Source organism: Sphingomonas flavescens, assembly GCF_030866745.1.
In the GTDB taxonomy this organism is placed as follows: domain Bacteria; phylum Pseudomonadota; class Alphaproteobacteria; order Sphingomonadales; family Sphingomonadaceae; genus Sphingomicrobium; species Sphingomicrobium flavescens.
Genome location: NZ_CP133016.1, coordinates 882,227 through 899,440 on the forward strand (window position 1 = coordinate 882,227; position 17,214 = coordinate 899,440).

Consider the following 17,214-nt stretch of genomic DNA (forward strand, 5'->3'; position numbering starts at 1 on the left):
TCTTGCGTTACTGAATGGGGCAGACCGTCTCGTCGTACTCATCGAGTTGCGCGAGCAGGGAGCCGAGGCTGCTAACGTTAGGGCTGTCGATCAGACCCATCTCAAAAAACAGCCGCGCCACATTGCCAAGGCCTAGCCGCGGCGTGGCCTGCGACGAAGAATGCTCGCCAATACCGCCTTCGACCTGAGCCAACTGCGAGCTCACGACGCCCCAGCAATTCATGGTCGTCGTCGGCTGCCGCGTCGGCGCACCGCGGTTCGGCGCAGCGGCTTGCGACGCGCTGGCCAATAAGAGCGCGGGAACGACGGCGAACATGGTAAGGGATTTAAGACGCATGCTTTCCTCCTGATCGGTGGTCCGCGCGTTGAATGCGGCCACTGATAAGCTACGAGCGCCACTGGCCGCCGGACGCAGCGTCCGCGGCGATATTTTAATCCCCCCGCAATCTTTCGAGTTGCCGGATCGGAAGTGCATCCGACCTCCGCCGTCTCCCGTATCTCCAGCACCACGAACACCAAGAGGAGGATTGAATGCGGAAGTTGATCGTCGCGGCCTGCCTGAGCGGAGCCATGCTGATCCAAGGCCCCGCGAACGCCCGCAACCCGATGGTCGGCGGCGCTGCCATGTATCCAACTAGGAACATCATCGAGAATGCTGTCAATTCAAAGGACCACACCACTTTGGTCGCGGCGGTAAAGGCGGCTGGATTGGTCGACACCTTGTCGGGCAACGGACCTTTCACGGTCTTTGCGCCGACTAACGCGGCATTCGAAAAGCTACCGGCCGGAACGGTCGAAAGCCTTGTGAAGCCTGAGAACAAAGACACACTGACCAAGATCTTGACCTATCACGTAGTTCCCGGCCGGATCACGGCGGGTCAGATCGCCGCCATGGCCGCGAAGCATCACGGAACCGCAACCCTCAAAACGGTCGAAGGTGAAGACCTGCGTTTCATGAAAAGCGCCGGCGGCTGGACGGTCGTTGACGCGAAGGGCGGCAAGGCGCGCATCACCATTGCCAACGTCATGCAGTCCAACGGCGTCATCCACGTCATCGACGCCGTCCTGATGCCCTGACGAACTGCTGTCGCATGGGTGTTACCCCCTGCGCCCATGCGCAGCCGGGCGAGAGAGGAGCGCCATGTCGTCCCGTCCGACCAAGGACTCCTTTCTCGTCATCCCCTTCTCAAGTCTGGCGAGCACGGGCATGAAGGGTGCGATGGATGGGCCGCCCGACAAGTTTGACCAGCGCGAACTCGTCACCCTGTTGCGGTCGCTCGCGGATGGCGATCGAAAGGCGCTGCAGCCGCTGTACGTGCGAACTTCGGCGAAGCTTTATGGGATTTGCCTGCGAATGCTGGGCAATCCCGACGACGCGCAGGACGTCCTGCAGAGCGTCTTCCTGAGCGCTTGGCAGAAGGCGGGTGCCTACGATGCCGCCAAGGCCAGCCCCATCACGTGGCTTGCTACCATGGCGCGCAATCGCGCCATCGATCGATTGCGTCAGGGCCGGCAGATCTTCGAGAAGATGGACGCTGCCGTCGACGTGCCGGACGAGCATCCCTCGGCGCCTCAGGTGATCGAGGATGCGCAGGATCGTGAACGGCTAGTGCAATGCTTGGATGAACTGGAAGAGCGGCAGCAGGCCATGATCCGTGCCGCATTCCTCGACGGCGCGTCCTATCCGGAGCTCGCGCGCCGAGAAGACGTACCATTGTCGACCATGAAGAGCTGGATCAGGCGCGGGCTGCTGCGCTTGCGGGGGTGCATGGAACGATGACCGACAATCGTGACGATGACGAACTGTTTGCGCTGGCCGCAGAATATGCATCAGGCGTGCTCGAGGGCGACGCGCTGGCTGAGGCACGGCGGCGTGAGACAAGCGACCCCGCGTTTGCCAAGGAGGTTGCTCGTTGGCGCGGCCGGCTGGCGCCGCTGTACCGCGAAGTTGCCGAGGTCGCGCCCCCGCGCTCAGTCTGGACGCGTATTGAGCAAGCGCTCGGCCCTGCGCCGGCGGCTAACGACAACATTGCGGCACTGCGCCGATCGGTCGGTCTGTGGCGTATCTCCACAGGCGTGATGGGCGCGCTTGCTGCAAGCCTGGCGTTTGCCCTGATAATTCGCGCGCTGCAGCCGCCAGCTTCCGCTCCGTCGACGGCTCAGCCCTCTGCAATCACATCCACGCCAATGGTGGCCATGGTCGGCGACAAACAGGCGACCAAGGTCATGATCAGTTGGGACCCCGCCTCACGACAGATGATCATGGCGGTCGCCGGCAATTTACCGGGCGACGCTCGTCACTCGCATGAACTGTGGGTCATCCCCGCCGATGGCACGCCGCGTTCGCTCGGTACGCTCGGCACCGACAAGCAATCGCACAAGAGGTTGGCCGACACGCTCGCAACCTTGCTGCAGCAAGGAGCGACGATCGCCATTTCGGTCGAGCCGCGAGGAGGCTCGCCGACGGGTTCACCCACGGGACCCGTCGTGGCGTCAGGAGCGCTGACGGCCGCTTGATCTGGTCGTTGCCCCCCGACACCACGCCGACAATCGGTCCTTCCTTACTCGTGCTTTCCGCTGAGGCGTGACGCCGCGAACGCGCACGCGGAGCGGCGCCGTCCAGGGACTCAGTAATCCCAGGCGCCCGCGCCAGATTGGGCGGATTGGGTGAACAAATCCTCGATGCTCCAGCCGCCCGATGCGACCCCCCCGAATGCAGGGTTGGGGATGAAGCCGGTGCCCGTACTCAACCACTGGCTGAGCTGACCTACGTCGGACTGCCAGATGATGTCGCTGCGACCATCACCGTTGAAATCACCAACGGACTCAATGTGCAGATTCGAGGGGAGATTTGTTCCCCAGGCAGCGGCGAAGCCTCCGCCAAGCGAACCATTCCACTCGGCAAACGCACCACTCGCGCTCTGCCAGGCGATGTCTTCGAGCCCGTCGCCATTGAAGTCGCCTGTCGCAGCAACATGCCAATCGGTTGAAAGTGCAGTTCCCCAAGCGGCGTTGAAGCCGCCGTTGGCGGCCCCCAGCCAGGTCGAAACATCACCTGTCAGCGTACTGCGCCACAAGATGTCGGTGCGATCATCACCGTTGAAGTCGCCAGTGCCGACGACAATCCAGTCAGCGCTAAGCGTCGTCCCCGAGCCAGGCGCGAAACTGCCGTCCGTCGCCGCCAGCCACGTGGCGATGCTGCCGCTGCTATTCCGCCACAACACATCGTCTCTGCCGTCGCCATTGAAATCGCCAATCCCGGCAACTTTCCAGTCGACCGCGACGCTCGTTCCCCACACTGGCGTGAAAAAGCCGTATGGTGAGCTTTGCCAGATTGCCAAGCCACCGGTGTCGCTTCGCCAAAGAATATCTGCCCGACCGTCATCGTTGAAGTCGCCGGTCCCGGCAATCTTCCAGTCGCTCGGGACTAACGCTGAACCAGCGGGCACAAAACGACCGTCTCCCACTGCTGACCATTTGACGAATGTGCCGTCCGTATTGCGCCACATCAGATCACTGAGACCGTCTCCATTGAAATCATTTCGCAAAGCCGGATCGGCGATCTCAAGCTGCACGCCGCCACCCGACGCTGCATGTGCGGCTATCCGGCCAGTGGGCGCATTCTGCAGCGTCAACGACCCGCCGGTATAGGTAAGGATGCTGCCCGAAAGACTGAACGCGAACTCGGCGACGGCCGCGTCGGTCAGGACAATTTTGTCGCCGAAACTAAAGTCCGTAATCGTGTCGCCAGCCAATCCTGCGGCGCTGTCTCGGAAAATGTCGTTGCCCGTTCCCCCGGTCAGTGAATCGAAGCCAGCGCCGCCGGTGAGAACGTCCTGGCCTTCCTCGCCGTATAGGACGTCCACGCCGCCGTTTCCGGAGAGAAAATCGTTTCCGGATCCTCCAGTCAGCTGGTCCGAACCGGCCCCTCCGACCAGGGAATCATCTCCGCCCTCACCTGCAAACAGAATACCGGCGTCACCGGCAATCATTGTGTCGTTGAACACACTGCCGCCGATGAGTTCGATGCCGACGAGCGTATCGATCCCGATGTTTGCGGCATCCCCTGTTCCGGTCGACTGGACCTGTCCGGATGCTAAGCGCAGGTCGACGACAATGGCGGCGCCGGCATATCGGTACAGGATCTGGTCGAACTCGAAAGTGTCCTCGGCGAATCCCGTTCCGCCATCGTAATAGTCATTGCCGGGTGACGAGTAAAAAACATCCTGATCGGCGTCGCCGTAGACCCGGTCGTTCCCCGGTCCGTCGGTGATCGTATCGCCGCCCGCACCGCCGTGAATCGTGTCGTCACCTGGACCACCGTCTATTCGGTCCTGGCCCGCACCGCCGTCGATGACGTCGTTACCTTCTTGGCCCAAGATAAGGTCACGATCGCTCGTGCCGTTGAGGACGTCGTCGCCGCTCGTTCCGCTAATGTCTGCCACCGGTCAGCTCCCACAGCCAAAGCTTAGCATGAGGCAACAACCTTATTTAGCAGATGGAATGCCGCCGAGGTAGCCACCACAACGCAAAACTCTGCGCCACTAATTGCCCCCTATCGGAGTTAAGGGGCGATCAGCTCGGCAAATTTTCGAAGATCGATATTGCCCCCCGACACCACGCCTACAATCGGTCCTTCCAGCGTCTGATCGCTGATTGCCGCGGCCAATGACAGTGCCCCTGCACCCTCCGCGATCGTGCGCGTCTTTTCGGCGATCAGGCGCATAGCGTCCGCCGTCTGGTCGAGCGTCACGGTGATCGCGCCGTCCACCACGGGTTGCATCCGGAGCCACATGCGCCCCGTGACGCTTTGGCCGCCGGCGCCGTCGACGAAGCTTGCCTGCCACTCCGCGAATTTCTGCGGGGAGCCCTTGGTCAGCGAAAGCGCGTAAGGCGCGGCCGTCTCTGGCTCCGCACCAAGGACCCGCGCTTCCGGCCGCCGCGCTTTGATGGCGCTGCCGACGCCGGTGATCAGCCCACCCCCGCCAATGGCGCAGATGACGGTGCCGACGTCCGGACAATCCTCTAGGATCTCCAGGCCCATCGTCCCGTGGCCGGCGATGAAGTCGTGGCTGTCGAAGGGGTGGACGAACGTTCCTTCCGCGCCGGCAAATTCGTGCGCTTCCGCGGCAATCCACGCTTGCTCGTACGACACCGGCAGGATCTTCGCGCCCAGCGCGCGCATGCGATCGAGCTTGGTCTTCGGCGCGCTCTCGATCGCGACCACCGTGCAGGGAATGCCGAACGCCCGCGCGGCATAAGCGACGCCCTGCCCCGCATTGCCGGCGCTGATCGTCCACACGCCCCGCGCGCGCTGCTCGTCGGACAATGCAGCCACCGCATTGGCCCCGCCGCGGATCTTGTAGGCGTTGGTCGGCTGCAGATTTTCCAGCTTCAGCCGAATGTCGCGGCCGTCGCCAAGGTCGATCCGGACGAGTGGCGTCCGCAGCACCGTGCCAGCGATGCGCGCCCGTGCCGCCTCGATGTCTTCGATCGCAATTGGCCGTACCGGATCGATCACCAGCGCCTCCGCCTTTCAATGTTGGGTTTGGTGTGCCAGCCTTGGGCCCGTGGCGGCAACCCATCGCCACCTGCGGTGCGCTAAGTTCACGGGTAAGCTGCTGCCCGGCGTGAACTTAGTGAACCTAAGCCTGTTTCACGCTGTGCAGACGCCCTTGTTTCACGGTCCATTTGCGTCGATTGGCGGCGAATTGAACGGGTGAAACGCATGAAAACGCCGCAACTTCTCAATTACGAACGCGATTCCTGGGTGGCCGGCGATAACGCAGTCGAGATTCCCAGCGCCATCGACGGCACGCCGGTTGCCAGCACCGGCTCGGGCGGACTCGATTTCGGCGGCATGCTGCGCCACGCTCGCGAGGTCGGCGGCCCGGCCTTGCGCAAGCTGACCTTCCACGAGCGGGCACGGATGATCAAGGCGCTCGGCCTCGCCATCCTCGCCCGCAAGGAAGAACTGTACGAGCTGAACTACCAGACCGGCGCGACCCGCAAGGACGGCTGGATCGATATCGAGGGCGGCGCGGGTACCCTGCTCTCCTTCTCCTCCAAGGGCCGCCGCGAATTGCCCGACGCGCACGTACTCCTCGACGGTCAGCTCGAGGGCTTGTCGAAGCAAGGCACCTTCGTCGGCCAGCACATCTACACCTCGCTGCAGGGCGCGGCGGTGCACATCAACGCCTTCAACTTCCCTGTCTGGGGAATGCTGGAGAAGCTGGCGCCGACCCTACTCGCGGGTGTCCCGGCGATCGTGAAGCCCGCGTCGGCAACCTCCTACCTCACCGAGGCCGCGTTCAAGATCATGATCGACGCCGGCGTGCTGCCGCCGGGCGCGGTGCAGCTGATCGTCGGCGGCGTCGGCGACCTGTTCGATCACCTGACCGGTCAGGACGTCGTTAGCTTCACCGGCTCGGCCTCGACCGCCCTCAAGCTCCGCACCCACCCGGTCGTGATGCGCGAGTCCGTCCGCTTCGTGGCCGAGCAGGACAGTCTCAACGCCTCGCTGCTCGGCCCAGACGCGGCGCCTGGCACGCCGGAGTTCGACCTGTTCATCCGCGAGGTCGCGACCGAGATGACGGTGAAGGCGGGCCAGAAATGCACCGCGATCCGCCGCGCCATGGCCCCCGCCCAATATCTCGATGCGGTCGAGCAGGCGCTCGGCGAACGGCTGGCCAAGACCAAGGTCGGCGACCCACGTGCGCACGACACCCGCATGGGCGCTCTCGTCAGCCTCAGCCAGCGCGACGACGTCCGCCAGAAGATCGCCGAGCTGGAAGCCGCCGGCGCGCGCGTCGTCGCCGGCGATCCGAACGCGGAGCCGCCGATCCCGGGCGGCGCCTTCCTGTCGCCCGTGCTGCTTCGCACCGACGATCCCTGGGCGACCGACGCCGTCCACGACTGCGAGCCGTTCGGCCCCGTCTCGACGATCATGCCCTACCGCGACATCGCGGACGCCATCGCGCTCGCCAATCGTGGCAAGGGTAGCCTCGCGCTGTCGCTGTTCACCCACTCAACCGAAGCCGCGCGCGAGTTCATCCAGGGCGCCGCCGCCTACCACGGACGGATGCTCGTCATCGACCGCACCAATGCCGCCGAATCGACCGGACATGGCTCGCCACTTCCGGTCCTCGTCCACGGCGGTCCCGGCCGCGCGGGCGGGAGCGAGGAAATGGGCGGCATCCGCGGCGTGAAGCATTACATGCAGCGCACCGCGATCCAGTCGTCACCCGCCATGATCGCCGCCATTACCGAGCAGTACATCCCGGGCGGGCCGAAGCATTTCGTGGACGGCCATCCGTTCCGCCGCCGCATGAGCGAGCTGAACGTCGGCGACACGCTGAAGACGGCGGGCCGGACCGTCAGCATTGAAGACATCGAGCATTTCGCCGAGTTCACCGGCGATAATTTCTACGCCCACATGGACGAGGAAGCCGCCAAGGCCTCGCCGATCTTCGAGGGCCGCGTTGCGCACGGCTATCTGATCCTCAGCTTCGCCGCCGGCCTGTTCGTCGATCCGGATCCTGGTCCCGTGCTCGCGAACACCGGCCTCGAGAACCTGCGCTTCCTGACGCCGCTCTACCCCGGCGACACGATGCGGGTGGAGCTGACCGTCCGCTCGAAGTCGCTCAAGAGCGAGGACACCGGCGTCGTCCGCTGGGCGGTTGAAATCTTCAACCAGAAAGATGAGCTGGTTGCGACCTACGATCTGCTGACCGAAAACCTGCCTTAGGAGCACCCGAGACCATGGATAGCATCGGCGGCGAACTGCAATTCATGACCCCGCGCCCCTTCGGGGGTGAGCAGCTGGAAGCCATCCGCAGCATCTCGACCGAGCGCAGGTACAAGGCCGGCGAGGACGTCCTGCGTGTCGGCCAGCCTTACGATCGCTTCGTCGTCGTCGTCGAAGGGCGCATCCAGGTGATCGATGCATTCACCGACGAGCCGGTCGAAGATGCAATCATGAACCCCGGCCAGTTCATCGGCGAACTGGCGTTCCTGAATGCCGGCAACAATACGCTTCCGCTCCGCGCGGCGATCGACACGGTGACCTTGGAAGCGCCGCGTGAGGCGATGCTCGAACTGATGTCGCGCGTGCCGGAAATCGGCGACCACGTGCTGACCGTTTTTGCCGCGCGACGGCGCGCTTTGTTTGAGGAAGGGGAAAGCGCGATCAAGCTGATCGGCGCCGACGCCGATCCCGCCGTGCAGCGAGTGGCCATCTTCCTCTCGCGCAATCGCATCCCGTTCCAGTCCTACGATCTCGATGAAAAGAGCGAAGAAGGCGTAGCGGTTTGCCGGCTCGCAGCGCACCAACCAGCGGTCCTGCTCGGCCGGGGCAACAAGGTCGAAGATCCCACGCCGCGCAAGGTCGCGGCGTTACTCGGTCTGGATCTCGAAAGCTGCGACATCGGCCAACTCGACTTGCTTATCGTCGGTGGCGGGCCGGCGGGCGTCGCGGCTGCGGTCTATGCCGGATCCGAAGGGCTGAAAGCCATCGTCATCGAGGACAGCGCGATTGGCGGCCAGGCCGGCACCAGCAGCCGCATCGAGAATTACATGGGCTTCCCCACCGGCATCTCGGGCGCTGACCTCATCTTCCGCGGCCAGGTGCAGGCGATGAAGTTCGGCACTCGCTTCGCCATGCCGCGCCAGGTGCGCTCGCTGGAGCAAACCGGGGATGGGTTCTGCGCTACGCTCGACGGCGGCGACACTTTGTGCGCCCGGGCAGTGCTTGTCGCGACCGGCGTTCAATACCGCCGCCTTCCCGTACCCCGCATCGAAGAATTCGAAGGCGCGGGCATCTATTATGCGGCGACTGAGATGGAGGCGCGTTTCTGCCGTGAGACCGAGGCGGTTGTTGTCGGCGGCGGCAACTCCGCAGGTCAAGCGGCAATGTTCCTCTCGCGCTTCGCCAACCACGTCCATGTGCTCGTTCGCGGCCCCGACCTTGCAAGCTCAATGAGCGCCTATCTACGTTCGCGCCTCGAAGCCGACCCGCACATCACCATCCACTATCGGTGCCAGCTGGCGGGTCTCGAAGGGGACAAGCACCTCTCGGGCGTGCGCATCAGCACTCCGCAGGGCGAGGAGGAGATCGGGGCTTCCGCGCTGTTTCTGATGATTGGCGCGCAGCCTAACACCGCGTGGCTGTCAGGACTCGTTGATCTGGACGAGCGCGGCTTCGTTAAGACGGGCGCCGCAGCCGGCGTTACCAGCGACTTCGAAACCTCCTGCCCCGGCATTTTCGCCGTCGGCGATGTCCGGTCGGGATCGGTGAAGCGGGTCGCCTCATCCGTCGGTGAGGGATCGGTCGTGGTCAGCGCCATCTGGTCGCATCTCGATACCCTTGATCGCGCTGCGAAGCCTGTCGTCGCGCCACCGATGCCGGCCACCGCCGCCTGACCGATCAAGCGCAACGGGGCGCCGAATGGTTCGTTGACGCACCGGACAGCAGGAGGTGCACCATGAAAGTCAGCGAAGTGATGACGCGCAACGTCGAGACGATCACGCCCGATCAGCCTGTCAGCGAAGCCGCGGGCTTCATGCTGAGCGCCGACACCGGGTCGATCCCGGTGCTGGAGAACGACCGGCTGGTGGGTATGATTACAGACCGCGACATCGCGGTTCGCGGCGTAGCCAATGGCCGTGGACCCGATACTTCGGTGCGCGAGCTGATGACCAGCGACATCGTTTCAGTCCGCGATACCGACGATGTTTCCGAAGCGGCTGCCCGCATGAGCGAGGCGCAGGTGCGGCGCGTGCCTGTCGTCGATAGCGATGAGCGTCTCTGCGGCATCGTCAGCTTGGGCGACCTAAGCCGCGAGACCGACGGCAATAATGCTGCGCTGGCGCTTGAGGGCGTGAGTCAGCCGGGCGGCCAGCACCAACAGTAACCACGAACGAAAAACGCCGCGGGATTTAACCGCGGCGTTTTCATAAGCGATTGTAGAAGCTGGCTAGCCGGCGATCTGCTTAATGGCGTCGTCGACCAGCCGCGCGTCGCTGCCGGCGTCGTGGCTCTGGGCGATCAACTTGGCGGCAGCGCGAGCCGCGGCCTCGGCTGCCGACGAGCGAAGCTGCTCGACCGCGGAACGCTCTTCGGCCGCGATCTTGTCTTCCGCCATCCGCGTGCGACGATCGATCAGCGCCTCGGCGTCGGTCTTCGCCTTGGCGACAATTTCCTCGGCCTCATGCTTGGCCCGCTCTAGCAGTGCCTCGCGGTCCTTATCGGCCGAAGCGGACTTCGCCTCATACTCCGCCTTCAGCGCCTCGGCTTCCTTGCGAAGGTTCTCAGCTTCCTGAAGCTGCTCACGGATCAGCGCGATCTTGCTGTCGAGCGCGCCAGCGATTGCGCCGGGCACCTTCTTCCAGATCATCACGGCGATCACGACGATCATCGCCAGCGAGATTGCCATCGGTGCCGTCAGGAAGCCGAACGCGACTGGCTCCGCTTCATGCGATGGCACTTCGGTGCCGGTGGTCGTGGCGTGCGTCTGCTCAGCCATGCATTTCCGCCTTCACCGCAGCTGCGGCTTCCGAGGCATCGACAGTCAGACCGGTCAGGCGCTGGACCATCTCGGCAGTCAGGTCGGCGGCAACGGTCTCGATCTCCGCGCGTGCCGAAGATACGGCCTCGCGGATCTTCGCCTCCGCGGACTCGACCTTCAGGTTGATCTGGTCCGCTGCCGCCTTCACCCGCGTCTCGGTCTCCCGAGCGCTTTCCTGCTTCGCATCCTGGGCGAGGCGCGCGGCCTCGGCCCGGGCAGCATCCATCCGCGAACGCCAGGCCGCTTCGGTCGCTTCCGCTTCCGTGCGCGCCGCCTGCGCCCGCTCGAGGTCACCGCTGATCTTGTTCTCTCGCGCGTCGACGGTCGACTGGATCTTCGGCAACATCCCCCGGCCAATGCCGAAGAAGATGATGGCGAACACCACCAGCAGCCAGAACAGCTGCGAGAAGAAAATCAGCGGAAGCTGGGTAATCTGAGGCATCGGACCCTCTGGCTTACGCCCTGTCGAACCTAATGGCCGTCGAACTCAACGGGCGTAGAGGATGATCATCGCAACGGCGAACGCGATCAGGCCGAGAAGCTCGGCGGCCGCGAAGCCGATGAAGAGACGGCCCTGCTGGCTGTCGGCAGCGGCCGGGTTGCGCAGCGCGCTCTCAAGGAACGAGCCGAACACGTTGCCGACGCCGACGGCGGCAGCGCCAACGCCGATCGCCGCGAGACCGGCACCAATGACCTGAGCGGAAGCGAAATCCATGGGTAACTCCTTTGGTGAAACTTAGTGAAGGTTGATTGCGTCGTTGAGATAAAGCGTCGTCAGCAGCGCGAACACGTAAGCCTGGATCGCGCAGACCAGCAGCTCGAGCGCGGCAACCCCGACGATGAACAGGAAGCTAAGCGCGCCAACGCCCCAGCCCATCGGGCCGCCGTTGAAGCCGCTGACGATGAAGCTGCCGAACACTTCCATCAGGATGTGACCGGCGATCATCGCCACGAACAGTCGCAGACCAAGGCTGAACGGGCGGACCATGAACGACACGAATTCGATCGCCGCGATCAGCGGAACCATCACGGCCGGCGTGCCGTGCGGGACGAACAGCGAGAAGAAATGAAGACCATGGCGCCAGAAGCCGACGATCAGGACGATCGAAAAGCTGAGGACTGCCAGAATGCCGGTGATCGAGAAGTGACTGGTGGTCGTGAAGGCGTGAAGCCCCGGCACTACCGCCAGCGGCAACAGGCCGAGCAGGTTGGCGACGAGGATGAAGGTGAAGAGCGAGAAGATGTAGGGCACATACTTCTTGCCCTCGGGACCGATGTTCACCTTGACCATGTCATCGATGAAGCCGGTCAGGCCTTCGACGGCCATCTGCCACCGGCCGGGCACCAGCTCGCGCTTCATGCCCATCGCCATGAAGCCGATGATCAGCGCCAGCGCGACCAGCAGCCACGCCGAGCTCGTCGTGAAGCTGATGTCATATTTGCCCAGGTGCAGCGGAACCAGGGGTTCCACCGTGAACTGGTGCATCGGGTCGATCTTGCCTTCGGCCGCCACGCTGTTCTCGCCTCAATTGCCCGGTTCAGACCGGGTGTTCGTAATCCGGACCACGTTCCGTAGGCCGACGCCGAATCCGAAGAACAGCATCAGCAACAGGAACAAGGGGAACGTCTTGTAGCCGGCCATCGCCGCCAGTGAGTCGATCCCCCACCCGATCACCGCGCCGCCAACCGGCGCTCCGATCAGGTGCCCGAAGGCCTGCTGCGCAATCCGGGTCCCCGGACTGACCTGCGGCACTTCGGTCCGCTTCGCTTCCGCCTGCTGCAAGCGCTCGAGCCGCTCATCGAGCGATTCGAGCCGCGCGTCTGGTGGAAGCTTCGGAACCTCGCCAGTCTCGTCCTCTGCCATGCGTCTCCCCTGTGCGTCGCCCCGGCTGAAATCCCAGGGTCAGACGGGTACGAGAAGCATGGCGGAAATCGATACCGCCAAGGCGCCGCTCCTTTATGAACCGCACCGGCGATAGTCAACCGCGCGCCACCGCTGTAAGCTCAGCGGCCATGAGACACCCATGGGTCTTGGCTTGCCTTGTCGCCGCGGCGGCATCACCCGCCAACGCCACCTCGGTGAAGATCGTCCGCAACACCTCTACGCTGAAGTTCAGCTACGCGTGGTCGACTGAGGCAGCTGCCATACCGGCTCTCAGGCGCTGGATGCAGGCGGACGCAGAGAAGATCTTTAAGCGTGAAGCGGCTTCAGCGACCAGCGATGCGCGCCAGGCGGATAAGAGCAATTATCCGTTTCACCAGCACGAGATTCAGATGAGTTGGGAAACTGCTGGACAGTCCGCCCGATTGTTGTCGCTCGAAGGCAGCTTTTGGGGCTTCACCGGCGGCGCGCACGGCAACGGATCAACAACAGCGCTTCTGTGGGACCGTGTTCGGAACGTCCGGAGCGACATTCAAAAACTCCTGATCGCTGGTCAAAGCTGGACCGGAGCGATCCGCCAGCCATTCTGCATACTGCTGGACCGTGAGAGAATAAAACGCCGCGGCGGCCCGCTCGAAAAAGGCGGGATGTTCAGCGGCTGTCCTGCCTACACGGAAGTGACCGTCGTGATCGCCGACAAAAACGGCAACGGGCGCTTCGACCATATCCAGGTGACCGCCGATCCATATGTAGCCGGACCCTATGTCGAAGGTTCATACGACATCGAACTGCCGATCACCGCGGCAATGATCGCTCGGCTGAAGCCGGAGTATCGCTTCTCGTTCGAAGCTCAGCCCCCGGTGCAGTAATTTGGCACTGGCGCGGGTTGACCAACCCCGCGCCGCCGCCAGCTGCCGTCAGAGAGCAGGTAAGCCTGGCCCACGCCAACGCGCCCGAGGAGTTGGCAGCCCGCGGTTATGCCCACATCCTGCGGGCTAACGCGGCGGCTCGTCGCGAAATTCGAATAGATTGAGCGCCGCTCGATGTTGATGCGCGCAACCTGGGCCCGGACGGCGGGGCTGACGGCCGAGACGACGCCCAGATAGCCATCGTAGCGCTCTCCCACCTGGCCAGCCGCGATAGCCGCATCGACCGCGGGCGACTGGGCGGCGGCGGGCGATGCAAGCAACAGAAGAATCCAGAGGCGACGCATCACGGCTTCTTTTGCTGCGGGAAGGCCTGCGGGTTCTGGTTGATGAGGGTCTCGACGTCGCGCTGCAGGCGCACGACGACCTCCTGCCGGATGGTAACGTTGAGGTTGATGTCGATCGGCTTTTCCGGCGTCTTGAGCGAGATACATCCCGCCAGCGGGGCCGCGATAATCGCTGCGCCGAGCAGCCTGGGTATGTTGGTCATGGGCACTCTCACTTCGTCTTGGTTGGCGTGGGATTGGGCGGAGCGACATTGACCTGCTCCGGCACCGGGGTTTGCGTTTGCTGCTGCTCGTCCTCGAGCTTGCGGACTTCGGTCGTGATGCCGGGCACGTCGCCGAGCGGCCGCGGCAGCACGTCGCTGATGACGGTACGCGGGTCCTGCATGGACTTGGCAGTCGCGATCAACGCGCGGAATGGGCCGGTAATGCTCACGTTGAGATGCAGCGGGATCTTCTTCAACAGGCGCTTGATCAGCCGCTGGGTGCCCGTCGACTGGCCCAGTCCCGCGCCATCGACGTTCAGGCGTGCGGCGAATTCGCCCGCGAGATCGCCGTCGAGACGGATCGTCATCGCCTTGAATCGGATGTCCCGAAGCGCATTGAAGGCGATGTTGCCCATGATTCCCAGGTCCGACTTGCTGACCGTGCCGACGTAAGCGAGCGAACCCCCGCCCGGACGGCTGTCGAGGCGGCCTCCGACAATGCGGCCACCATTTTCGTCGAAAATCATCGGTAGCACGCCGTCAAACCGCCCGGTCGCGTCGATTTCCTTGAAGCCGAGGGTCGACACGAACGTGTGGGCATCCAGTCCCTCGACCCGGAAGGTCAGGCGCTTGGCGGTCGGGTGATTGAAGTTGAGCACTGTTTCCTGAAGGATCAGGCGCCCGCCCATAAACGGCCATTCGCCGCGTTCCACCTTCACCAACTGGCCCGGCAGCAATTGATAGCGGATCACGCCGTTCTCGACGAGGATGCCGGGGTTGATGCTCGCTACCGTGAAGGTCTGGCCCGGCGCCGTTGTCAGTCCGAGCAGGTCGGTGAAGTGCATGTTGCCCTTGATGCCGGTCACCGGACCGAAGGGGGCCGCAAGGTTCAGATCGGCGGTCGAAAAGTCGCCGGTCGAAGTCACTTTGCCCGAAGAATTCCAGTCGATCCGGCCGTGGCCCTGTATCGTACCCTCGACGAGCGCGATGACACCTTCGGTGAGGCGGGTCAGTTCCGCAGGCTGGAAGCTGGGTCCGAAGGTCAGGCCCGGTATGTTGAGGTCGGCGTGGCCAGCACCATTGGACAAGCGATGCTCGATGTCGACCGACGTGACCGGCGTGCCGGATGCCGGATGGCGCAGCAGGCCATCGGCGCGGATGTAGTCGCCGGCTAGCGAGAAGCGGATATTATCGCTGCGCAGCGGATAGAATCGAGGGTTGGCATCGCGGTCGGAGACGGTCAGCGCGCTGGTGATCCCCAGCTTGTTACCAACCAGCTGCCACTTGCCGCTGGCGTCACTGAGCTGCAGCGGAACGTTTCCGATCGTACCACCCGCGTCGGCGAAAGCGCCGTTTAAATTCTTGCCACCGAAATTGCCGGTGAGACGCGCCGCATTAAAGAGCACCGGCGAAGCGGAGCGGCCCAGGCTCATCCCCATGCGACTGAAAACGAACTGCTGCCCGGTGAGCTGGCCATTTGCCGCCTGCAAGCGGAGCGGCGACTTGCCGATGCTGCCGTTCAAAACCGGATGGGCGAGGTTCGCGGCCATGATCACCGGCCCGTCGCCGTTTTTCCGGATCATCGCGGTCCCGATTGGGCAAACGGGCAATCTGGTAGTGCCAAGCTGAAGCGAGCTGACCTGCAAATAGTTGAAGCTGACCACCGCGCAGGAGGTGCCGACCGCAAAGCTGCCTGCCTTGCCGACCTGCCCGTCGATCGGCAGCCGCAGCGCCTGAACGCGCCCATTGGGGAAGCGCCCGTCGAGCTGGGCGATGGTGCTGACGGTGGTGACGCCGCCAGGTCCTGGACCGAAACGAATGGGGGTAAGTGCCAGCCGTTGGCCATTCGCGGCGTAGGGCGCGAGATTGGCGACGCCGCTCATCGGCGCGCCAGCGCGCGGCTGGCGAAGGCTAACTTCGGCTTGGGGCAAGCCGCCACCGTTCATGGCGAGATCGCCATCGATCCGCAGGCCACCGGACGGCCAATAATAGGTAACGCCGCTGCCGCCGGTAACCTTTGCCCGAGCGCCACCCGGTCCAATGATGTTCGCGTCGGTGATCCGCACCGCACCACCGCCGGGGAAGTTGACGACCTTGATATGGCCGGCCGAATTGAAATTGCGCGCTGTCCGCAGCACGGCATTGCCGATCGCCGTCGTCACGGGCCCGATCGGCGTCTTGGCAGCAGCCGCGAGCGGCCCTGTCACGCCCGCGGTCATGCTCGGATCAAGCGCGCCGCTATCCGCGCCATATTGGCCCGCCAACCGGAATTCACCGCTCCGGATGCCGAGCGCATAGTCGCCGGCGAGACGGGTGCGGTCCGCGTAAATGGTGCCGACCCGCGACTTTTGCGCCGACAGCTTCACCTTGCCCGCAACCGCGCCAAACGAACCTTTATAGCTGATGTCGCCAACGAAGTTCGCGAGACCGTTAGCCCCAGCGATCAGCGTCGCAATCGCCATGCGGCCGCTGCCGTCGATGCTGGTGAAGCTTTCGTTGAAGGTCGCTTTCGCGTCGAAACGCGGGCTTGCGATGTCGAAGCGGCTTACCGGGCAGCTGAACCGATCCAGCGTGACCGGGCCGTCGATGCGTGGGCGCCGGGCGGTCACCGAGACCGCCACCGCCGCCCGCATGTTGACCGCCGCACATTTACCCGGAACCAGCTGCGGGCTGATGACCACGGCATTGCCCTTGAAGCCACCGCTGAGCTTCCCGTTCCCCGCAAGCGCGAATCCGAGCGGGCCGAACGGCGTGCTGAGGGAGATCGTGCTGTCAGCGACGTTCAGGACGAAGTCCGGGAGTGCGAACGGCTTGTTCGACGGCGGCGGCATAAGCTTGTCGATCTGGCCCCAGCTGACCCGGCCGTTGACCAGCTTGCCGCGGAGGCGGACGCCGCGCGCGACGATCCTATAGACTTCGAAGCTTCCGTTCCACTTCAGCCGCGTCTCGATATGCGCGTATTTGGCGATGAGATCCGGTCGCTTCGGGTCGCCGATGACAAGATCGCTAACTTCTTGCGTCCGCAGACCGACGCGGTCGAGATGATAGGTCGCGGCGACACCGCGTCGTTCGAGTTCGCTTTTCAGATAATGCGTGGCGATCGACCGCCGTTGCGTCCACACAATCGCGACACCGATGATGAGGGCGATTAACAGACCAAGCGCGACGAGGCTGGCAATGCGGCCCCACCGCCCATTGCGCCGCACGACGATCGTATCGTGCACGCTGTCTTCGTTCGGCCGCTCCGCCATCGGGTCTAACTAACCATCCCCAAGCTTGACCGTTCCAGAACCGGCATGACCCCTAGCCAACCCGCAGCTTTCTGTGGTCTTATGGTCACGCTCGGACGGA

18 protein-coding genes are annotated in these 17,214 nt (G+C 63.9%); 7 read left to right on the forward strand and 11 right to left on the reverse strand.

Translation table 11 applies throughout. The features are described from left to right. Positions 1–7: 7 nt before the first annotated feature. Complete coding sequence (locus QU596_RS04470; RefSeq protein ID WP_308517427.1) at positions 8–337, reverse strand: hypothetical protein; 330 nt, start codon at positions 335–337, stop codon at positions 8–10. A 233-nt stretch (positions 338–570) separates the two neighbouring features. Here QU596_RS04470 and QU596_RS04475 point away from each other — a divergent pair, with 233 nt between their 5' ends. The 3 genes from QU596_RS04475 (at position 571) to QU596_RS04485 (ending at position 2,517) form a co-directional block, all read left to right on the forward strand. Beyond that, the gene (locus tag QU596_RS04475; RefSeq protein ID WP_308517943.1) at positions 571–1,077 is read left to right on the forward strand and encodes a fasciclin domain-containing protein; all 507 of its coding nucleotides are present in this window, start codon (positions 571–573) and stop codon (positions 1,075–1,077) included. A gap of 64 nt (positions 1,078–1,141) precedes the next feature. After that, the gene (locus tag QU596_RS04480) at positions 1,142–1,780 is read left to right on the forward strand and encodes a sigma-70 family RNA polymerase sigma factor (protein ID WP_308517428.1); all 639 of its coding nucleotides are present in this window, start codon (positions 1,142–1,144) and stop codon (positions 1,778–1,780) included. After that, complete coding sequence (locus QU596_RS04485) at positions 1,777–2,517, forward strand: anti-sigma factor (RefSeq protein ID WP_308517429.1); 741 nt, start codon at positions 1,777–1,779, stop codon at positions 2,515–2,517. The genes QU596_RS04480 and QU596_RS04485 overlap by 4 nt, the downstream gene beginning before the upstream one ends. Before the next feature lie 110 nt (positions 2,518–2,627). Here QU596_RS04485 and QU596_RS04490 read toward each other — a convergent pair whose 3' ends face one another. Beyond that, a complete protein-coding gene (locus QU596_RS04490; RefSeq protein ID WP_308517430.1) occupies positions 2,628–4,445 on the reverse strand; it encodes an FG-GAP-like repeat-containing protein in 1,818 nt (605 codons plus the stop codon). A 119-nt stretch (positions 4,446–4,564) separates the two neighbouring features. Further along, positions 4,565–5,521, reverse strand: coding sequence for a threonine ammonia-lyase (locus tag QU596_RS04495; RefSeq protein ID WP_308517431.1), 957 nt, complete (start codon positions 5,519–5,521; stop codon positions 4,565–4,567). A gap of 207 nt (positions 5,522–5,728) precedes the next feature. Here QU596_RS04495 and paaZ point away from each other — a divergent pair, with 207 nt between their 5' ends. The 3 genes from paaZ to QU596_RS04510 all read left to right on the forward strand — a co-directional run bounded on the left by paaZ (position 5,729) and on the right by QU596_RS04510 (position 9,911). Then, positions 5,729–7,747, forward strand: coding sequence for a phenylacetic acid degradation bifunctional protein PaaZ (paaZ, locus tag QU596_RS04500; protein ID WP_308517432.1), 2,019 nt, complete (start codon positions 5,729–5,731; stop codon positions 7,745–7,747). 14 nt (positions 7,748–7,761) lie between these two features. Continuing rightward, positions 7,762–9,420 carry an FAD-dependent oxidoreductase gene (locus QU596_RS04505; RefSeq protein WP_308517434.1) on the forward strand — a complete coding sequence of 553 codons (1,659 nt, stop codon included), beginning with the start codon at positions 7,762–7,764 and terminating at the stop codon, positions 9,418–9,420. A 62-nt stretch (positions 9,421–9,482) separates the two neighbouring features. After that, the gene (locus QU596_RS04510; RefSeq protein WP_308517435.1) at positions 9,483–9,911 is read left to right on the forward strand and encodes a CBS domain-containing protein; all 429 of its coding nucleotides are present in this window, start codon (positions 9,483–9,485) and stop codon (positions 9,909–9,911) included. 63 nt (positions 9,912–9,974) lie between these two features. Here QU596_RS04510 and QU596_RS04515 read toward each other — a convergent pair whose 3' ends face one another. Genes QU596_RS04515 through QU596_RS04535 form a run of 5 tightly spaced genes read right to left on the reverse strand, consistent with a single transcriptional unit; the run spans position 9,975 to position 12,429 of the window. Continuing rightward, entirely contained in the window at positions 9,975–10,523 is a 549-nt protein-coding gene (locus QU596_RS04515) for a F0F1 ATP synthase subunit B family protein (protein ID WP_308517436.1), read from the reverse strand. After that, a complete protein-coding gene (locus tag QU596_RS04520) occupies positions 10,516–11,007 on the reverse strand; it encodes a F0F1 ATP synthase subunit B family protein (RefSeq protein WP_308517437.1) in 492 nt (163 codons plus the stop codon). Before QU596_RS04520 ends, QU596_RS04515 begins: the two co-directional genes overlap by 8 nt. Before the next feature lie 45 nt (positions 11,008–11,052). Further along, positions 11,053–11,280 (reverse strand): F0F1 ATP synthase subunit C, encoded by a 228-nt coding sequence (locus QU596_RS04525; protein WP_249830143.1) that lies wholly within the window; start codon positions 11,278–11,280, stop codon positions 11,053–11,055. A 21-nt stretch (positions 11,281–11,301) separates the two neighbouring features. After that, a complete protein-coding gene (locus tag QU596_RS04530; RefSeq protein ID WP_308517438.1) occupies positions 11,302–12,078 on the reverse strand; it encodes a F0F1 ATP synthase subunit A in 777 nt (258 codons plus the stop codon). A gap of 12 nt (positions 12,079–12,090) precedes the next feature. Further along, positions 12,091–12,429, reverse strand: coding sequence for an AtpZ/AtpI family protein (locus QU596_RS04535; protein WP_308517439.1), 339 nt, complete (start codon positions 12,427–12,429; stop codon positions 12,091–12,093). A gap of 149 nt (positions 12,430–12,578) precedes the next feature. Here QU596_RS04535 and QU596_RS04540 point away from each other — a divergent pair, with 149 nt between their 5' ends. Then, the gene (locus QU596_RS04540; RefSeq protein ID WP_308517440.1) at positions 12,579–13,316 is read left to right on the forward strand and encodes a PdaC/SigV domain-containing protein; all 738 of its coding nucleotides are present in this window, start codon (positions 12,579–12,581) and stop codon (positions 13,314–13,316) included. Here the strand turns inward: QU596_RS04540 and QU596_RS04545 are convergent. Genes QU596_RS04545 through QU596_RS04555 form a run of 3 tightly spaced genes read right to left on the reverse strand, consistent with a single transcriptional unit; the run spans position 13,298 to position 17,114 of the window. Next, positions 13,298–13,660, reverse strand: coding sequence for a YdbL family probable chaperone protein (locus QU596_RS04545; RefSeq protein ID WP_308517441.1), 363 nt, complete (start codon positions 13,658–13,660; stop codon positions 13,298–13,300). The genes QU596_RS04540 and QU596_RS04545 overlap by 19 nt on opposite strands. After that, positions 13,660–13,863: a YnbE family lipoprotein gene (locus tag QU596_RS04550; RefSeq protein ID WP_308517442.1), complete on the reverse strand. Its 204-nt coding sequence runs from the start codon at positions 13,861–13,863 to the stop codon at positions 13,660–13,662. The genes QU596_RS04545 and QU596_RS04550 overlap by 1 nt, the downstream gene beginning before the upstream one ends. An 8-nt stretch (positions 13,864–13,871) precedes the next feature. After that, positions 13,872–17,114 (reverse strand): intermembrane phospholipid transport protein YdbH family protein, encoded by a 3,243-nt coding sequence (locus QU596_RS04555; protein WP_308517443.1) that lies wholly within the window; start codon positions 17,112–17,114, stop codon positions 13,872–13,874. Between the last annotated feature and the right edge of the window lie 100 nt (positions 17,115–17,214).

Excerpts from the sequence above, each read along its gene's own strand:
- QU596_RS04535 (WP_308517439.1), bottom strand. The coding sequence starts at position 12,429 with ATGGCAGAGGACGAGACTGGCGAGGTTCCGAAGCTTCCACCAGACGCG.
- QU596_RS04550 (WP_308517442.1), bottom strand. The coding sequence starts at position 13,863 with ATGACCAACATACCCAGGCTGCTCGGCGCAGCGATTATCGCGGCCCCG.
- QU596_RS04540 (WP_308517440.1), top strand. The coding sequence starts at position 12,579 with ATGAGACACCCATGGGTCTTGGCTTGCCTTGTCGCCGCGGCGGCATCA.
- QU596_RS04525 (WP_249830143.1), bottom strand. The coding sequence starts at position 11,280 with ATGGATTTCGCTTCCGCTCAGGTCATTGGTGCCGGTCTCGCGGCGATC.
- QU596_RS04555 (WP_308517443.1), bottom strand. The coding sequence starts at position 17,114 with ATGGCGGAGCGGCCGAACGAAGACAGCGTGCACGATACGATCGTCGTG.
- QU596_RS04510 (WP_308517435.1), top strand. The coding sequence starts at position 9,483 with ATGAAAGTCAGCGAAGTGATGACGCGCAACGTCGAGACGATCACGCCC.
- QU596_RS04475 (WP_308517943.1), top strand. The coding sequence starts at position 571 with ATGCTGATCCAAGGCCCCGCGAACGCCCGCAACCCGATGGTCGGCGGC.
- QU596_RS04505 (WP_308517434.1), top strand. The coding sequence starts at position 7,762 with ATGGATAGCATCGGCGGCGAACTGCAATTCATGACCCCGCGCCCCTTC.
- QU596_RS04485 (WP_308517429.1), top strand. The coding sequence starts at position 1,777 with ATGACCGACAATCGTGACGATGACGAACTGTTTGCGCTGGCCGCAGAA.
- QU596_RS04545 (WP_308517441.1), bottom strand. The coding sequence starts at position 13,660 with ATGCGTCGCCTCTGGATTCTTCTGTTGCTTGCATCGCCCGCCGCCGCC.
- QU596_RS04515 (WP_308517436.1), bottom strand. The coding sequence starts at position 10,523 with ATGGCTGAGCAGACGCACGCCACGACCACCGGCACCGAAGTGCCATCG.
- QU596_RS04470 (WP_308517427.1), bottom strand. The coding sequence starts at position 337 with ATGCGTCTTAAATCCCTTACCATGTTCGCCGTCGTTCCCGCGCTCTTA.
- QU596_RS04520 (WP_308517437.1), bottom strand. The coding sequence starts at position 11,007 with ATGCCTCAGATTACCCAGCTTCCGCTGATTTTCTTCTCGCAGCTGTTC.
- paaZ (WP_308517432.1), top strand. The coding sequence starts at position 5,729 with ATGAAAACGCCGCAACTTCTCAATTACGAACGCGATTCCTGGGTGGCC.
- QU596_RS04480 (WP_308517428.1), top strand. The coding sequence starts at position 1,142 with ATGTCGTCCCGTCCGACCAAGGACTCCTTTCTCGTCATCCCCTTCTCA.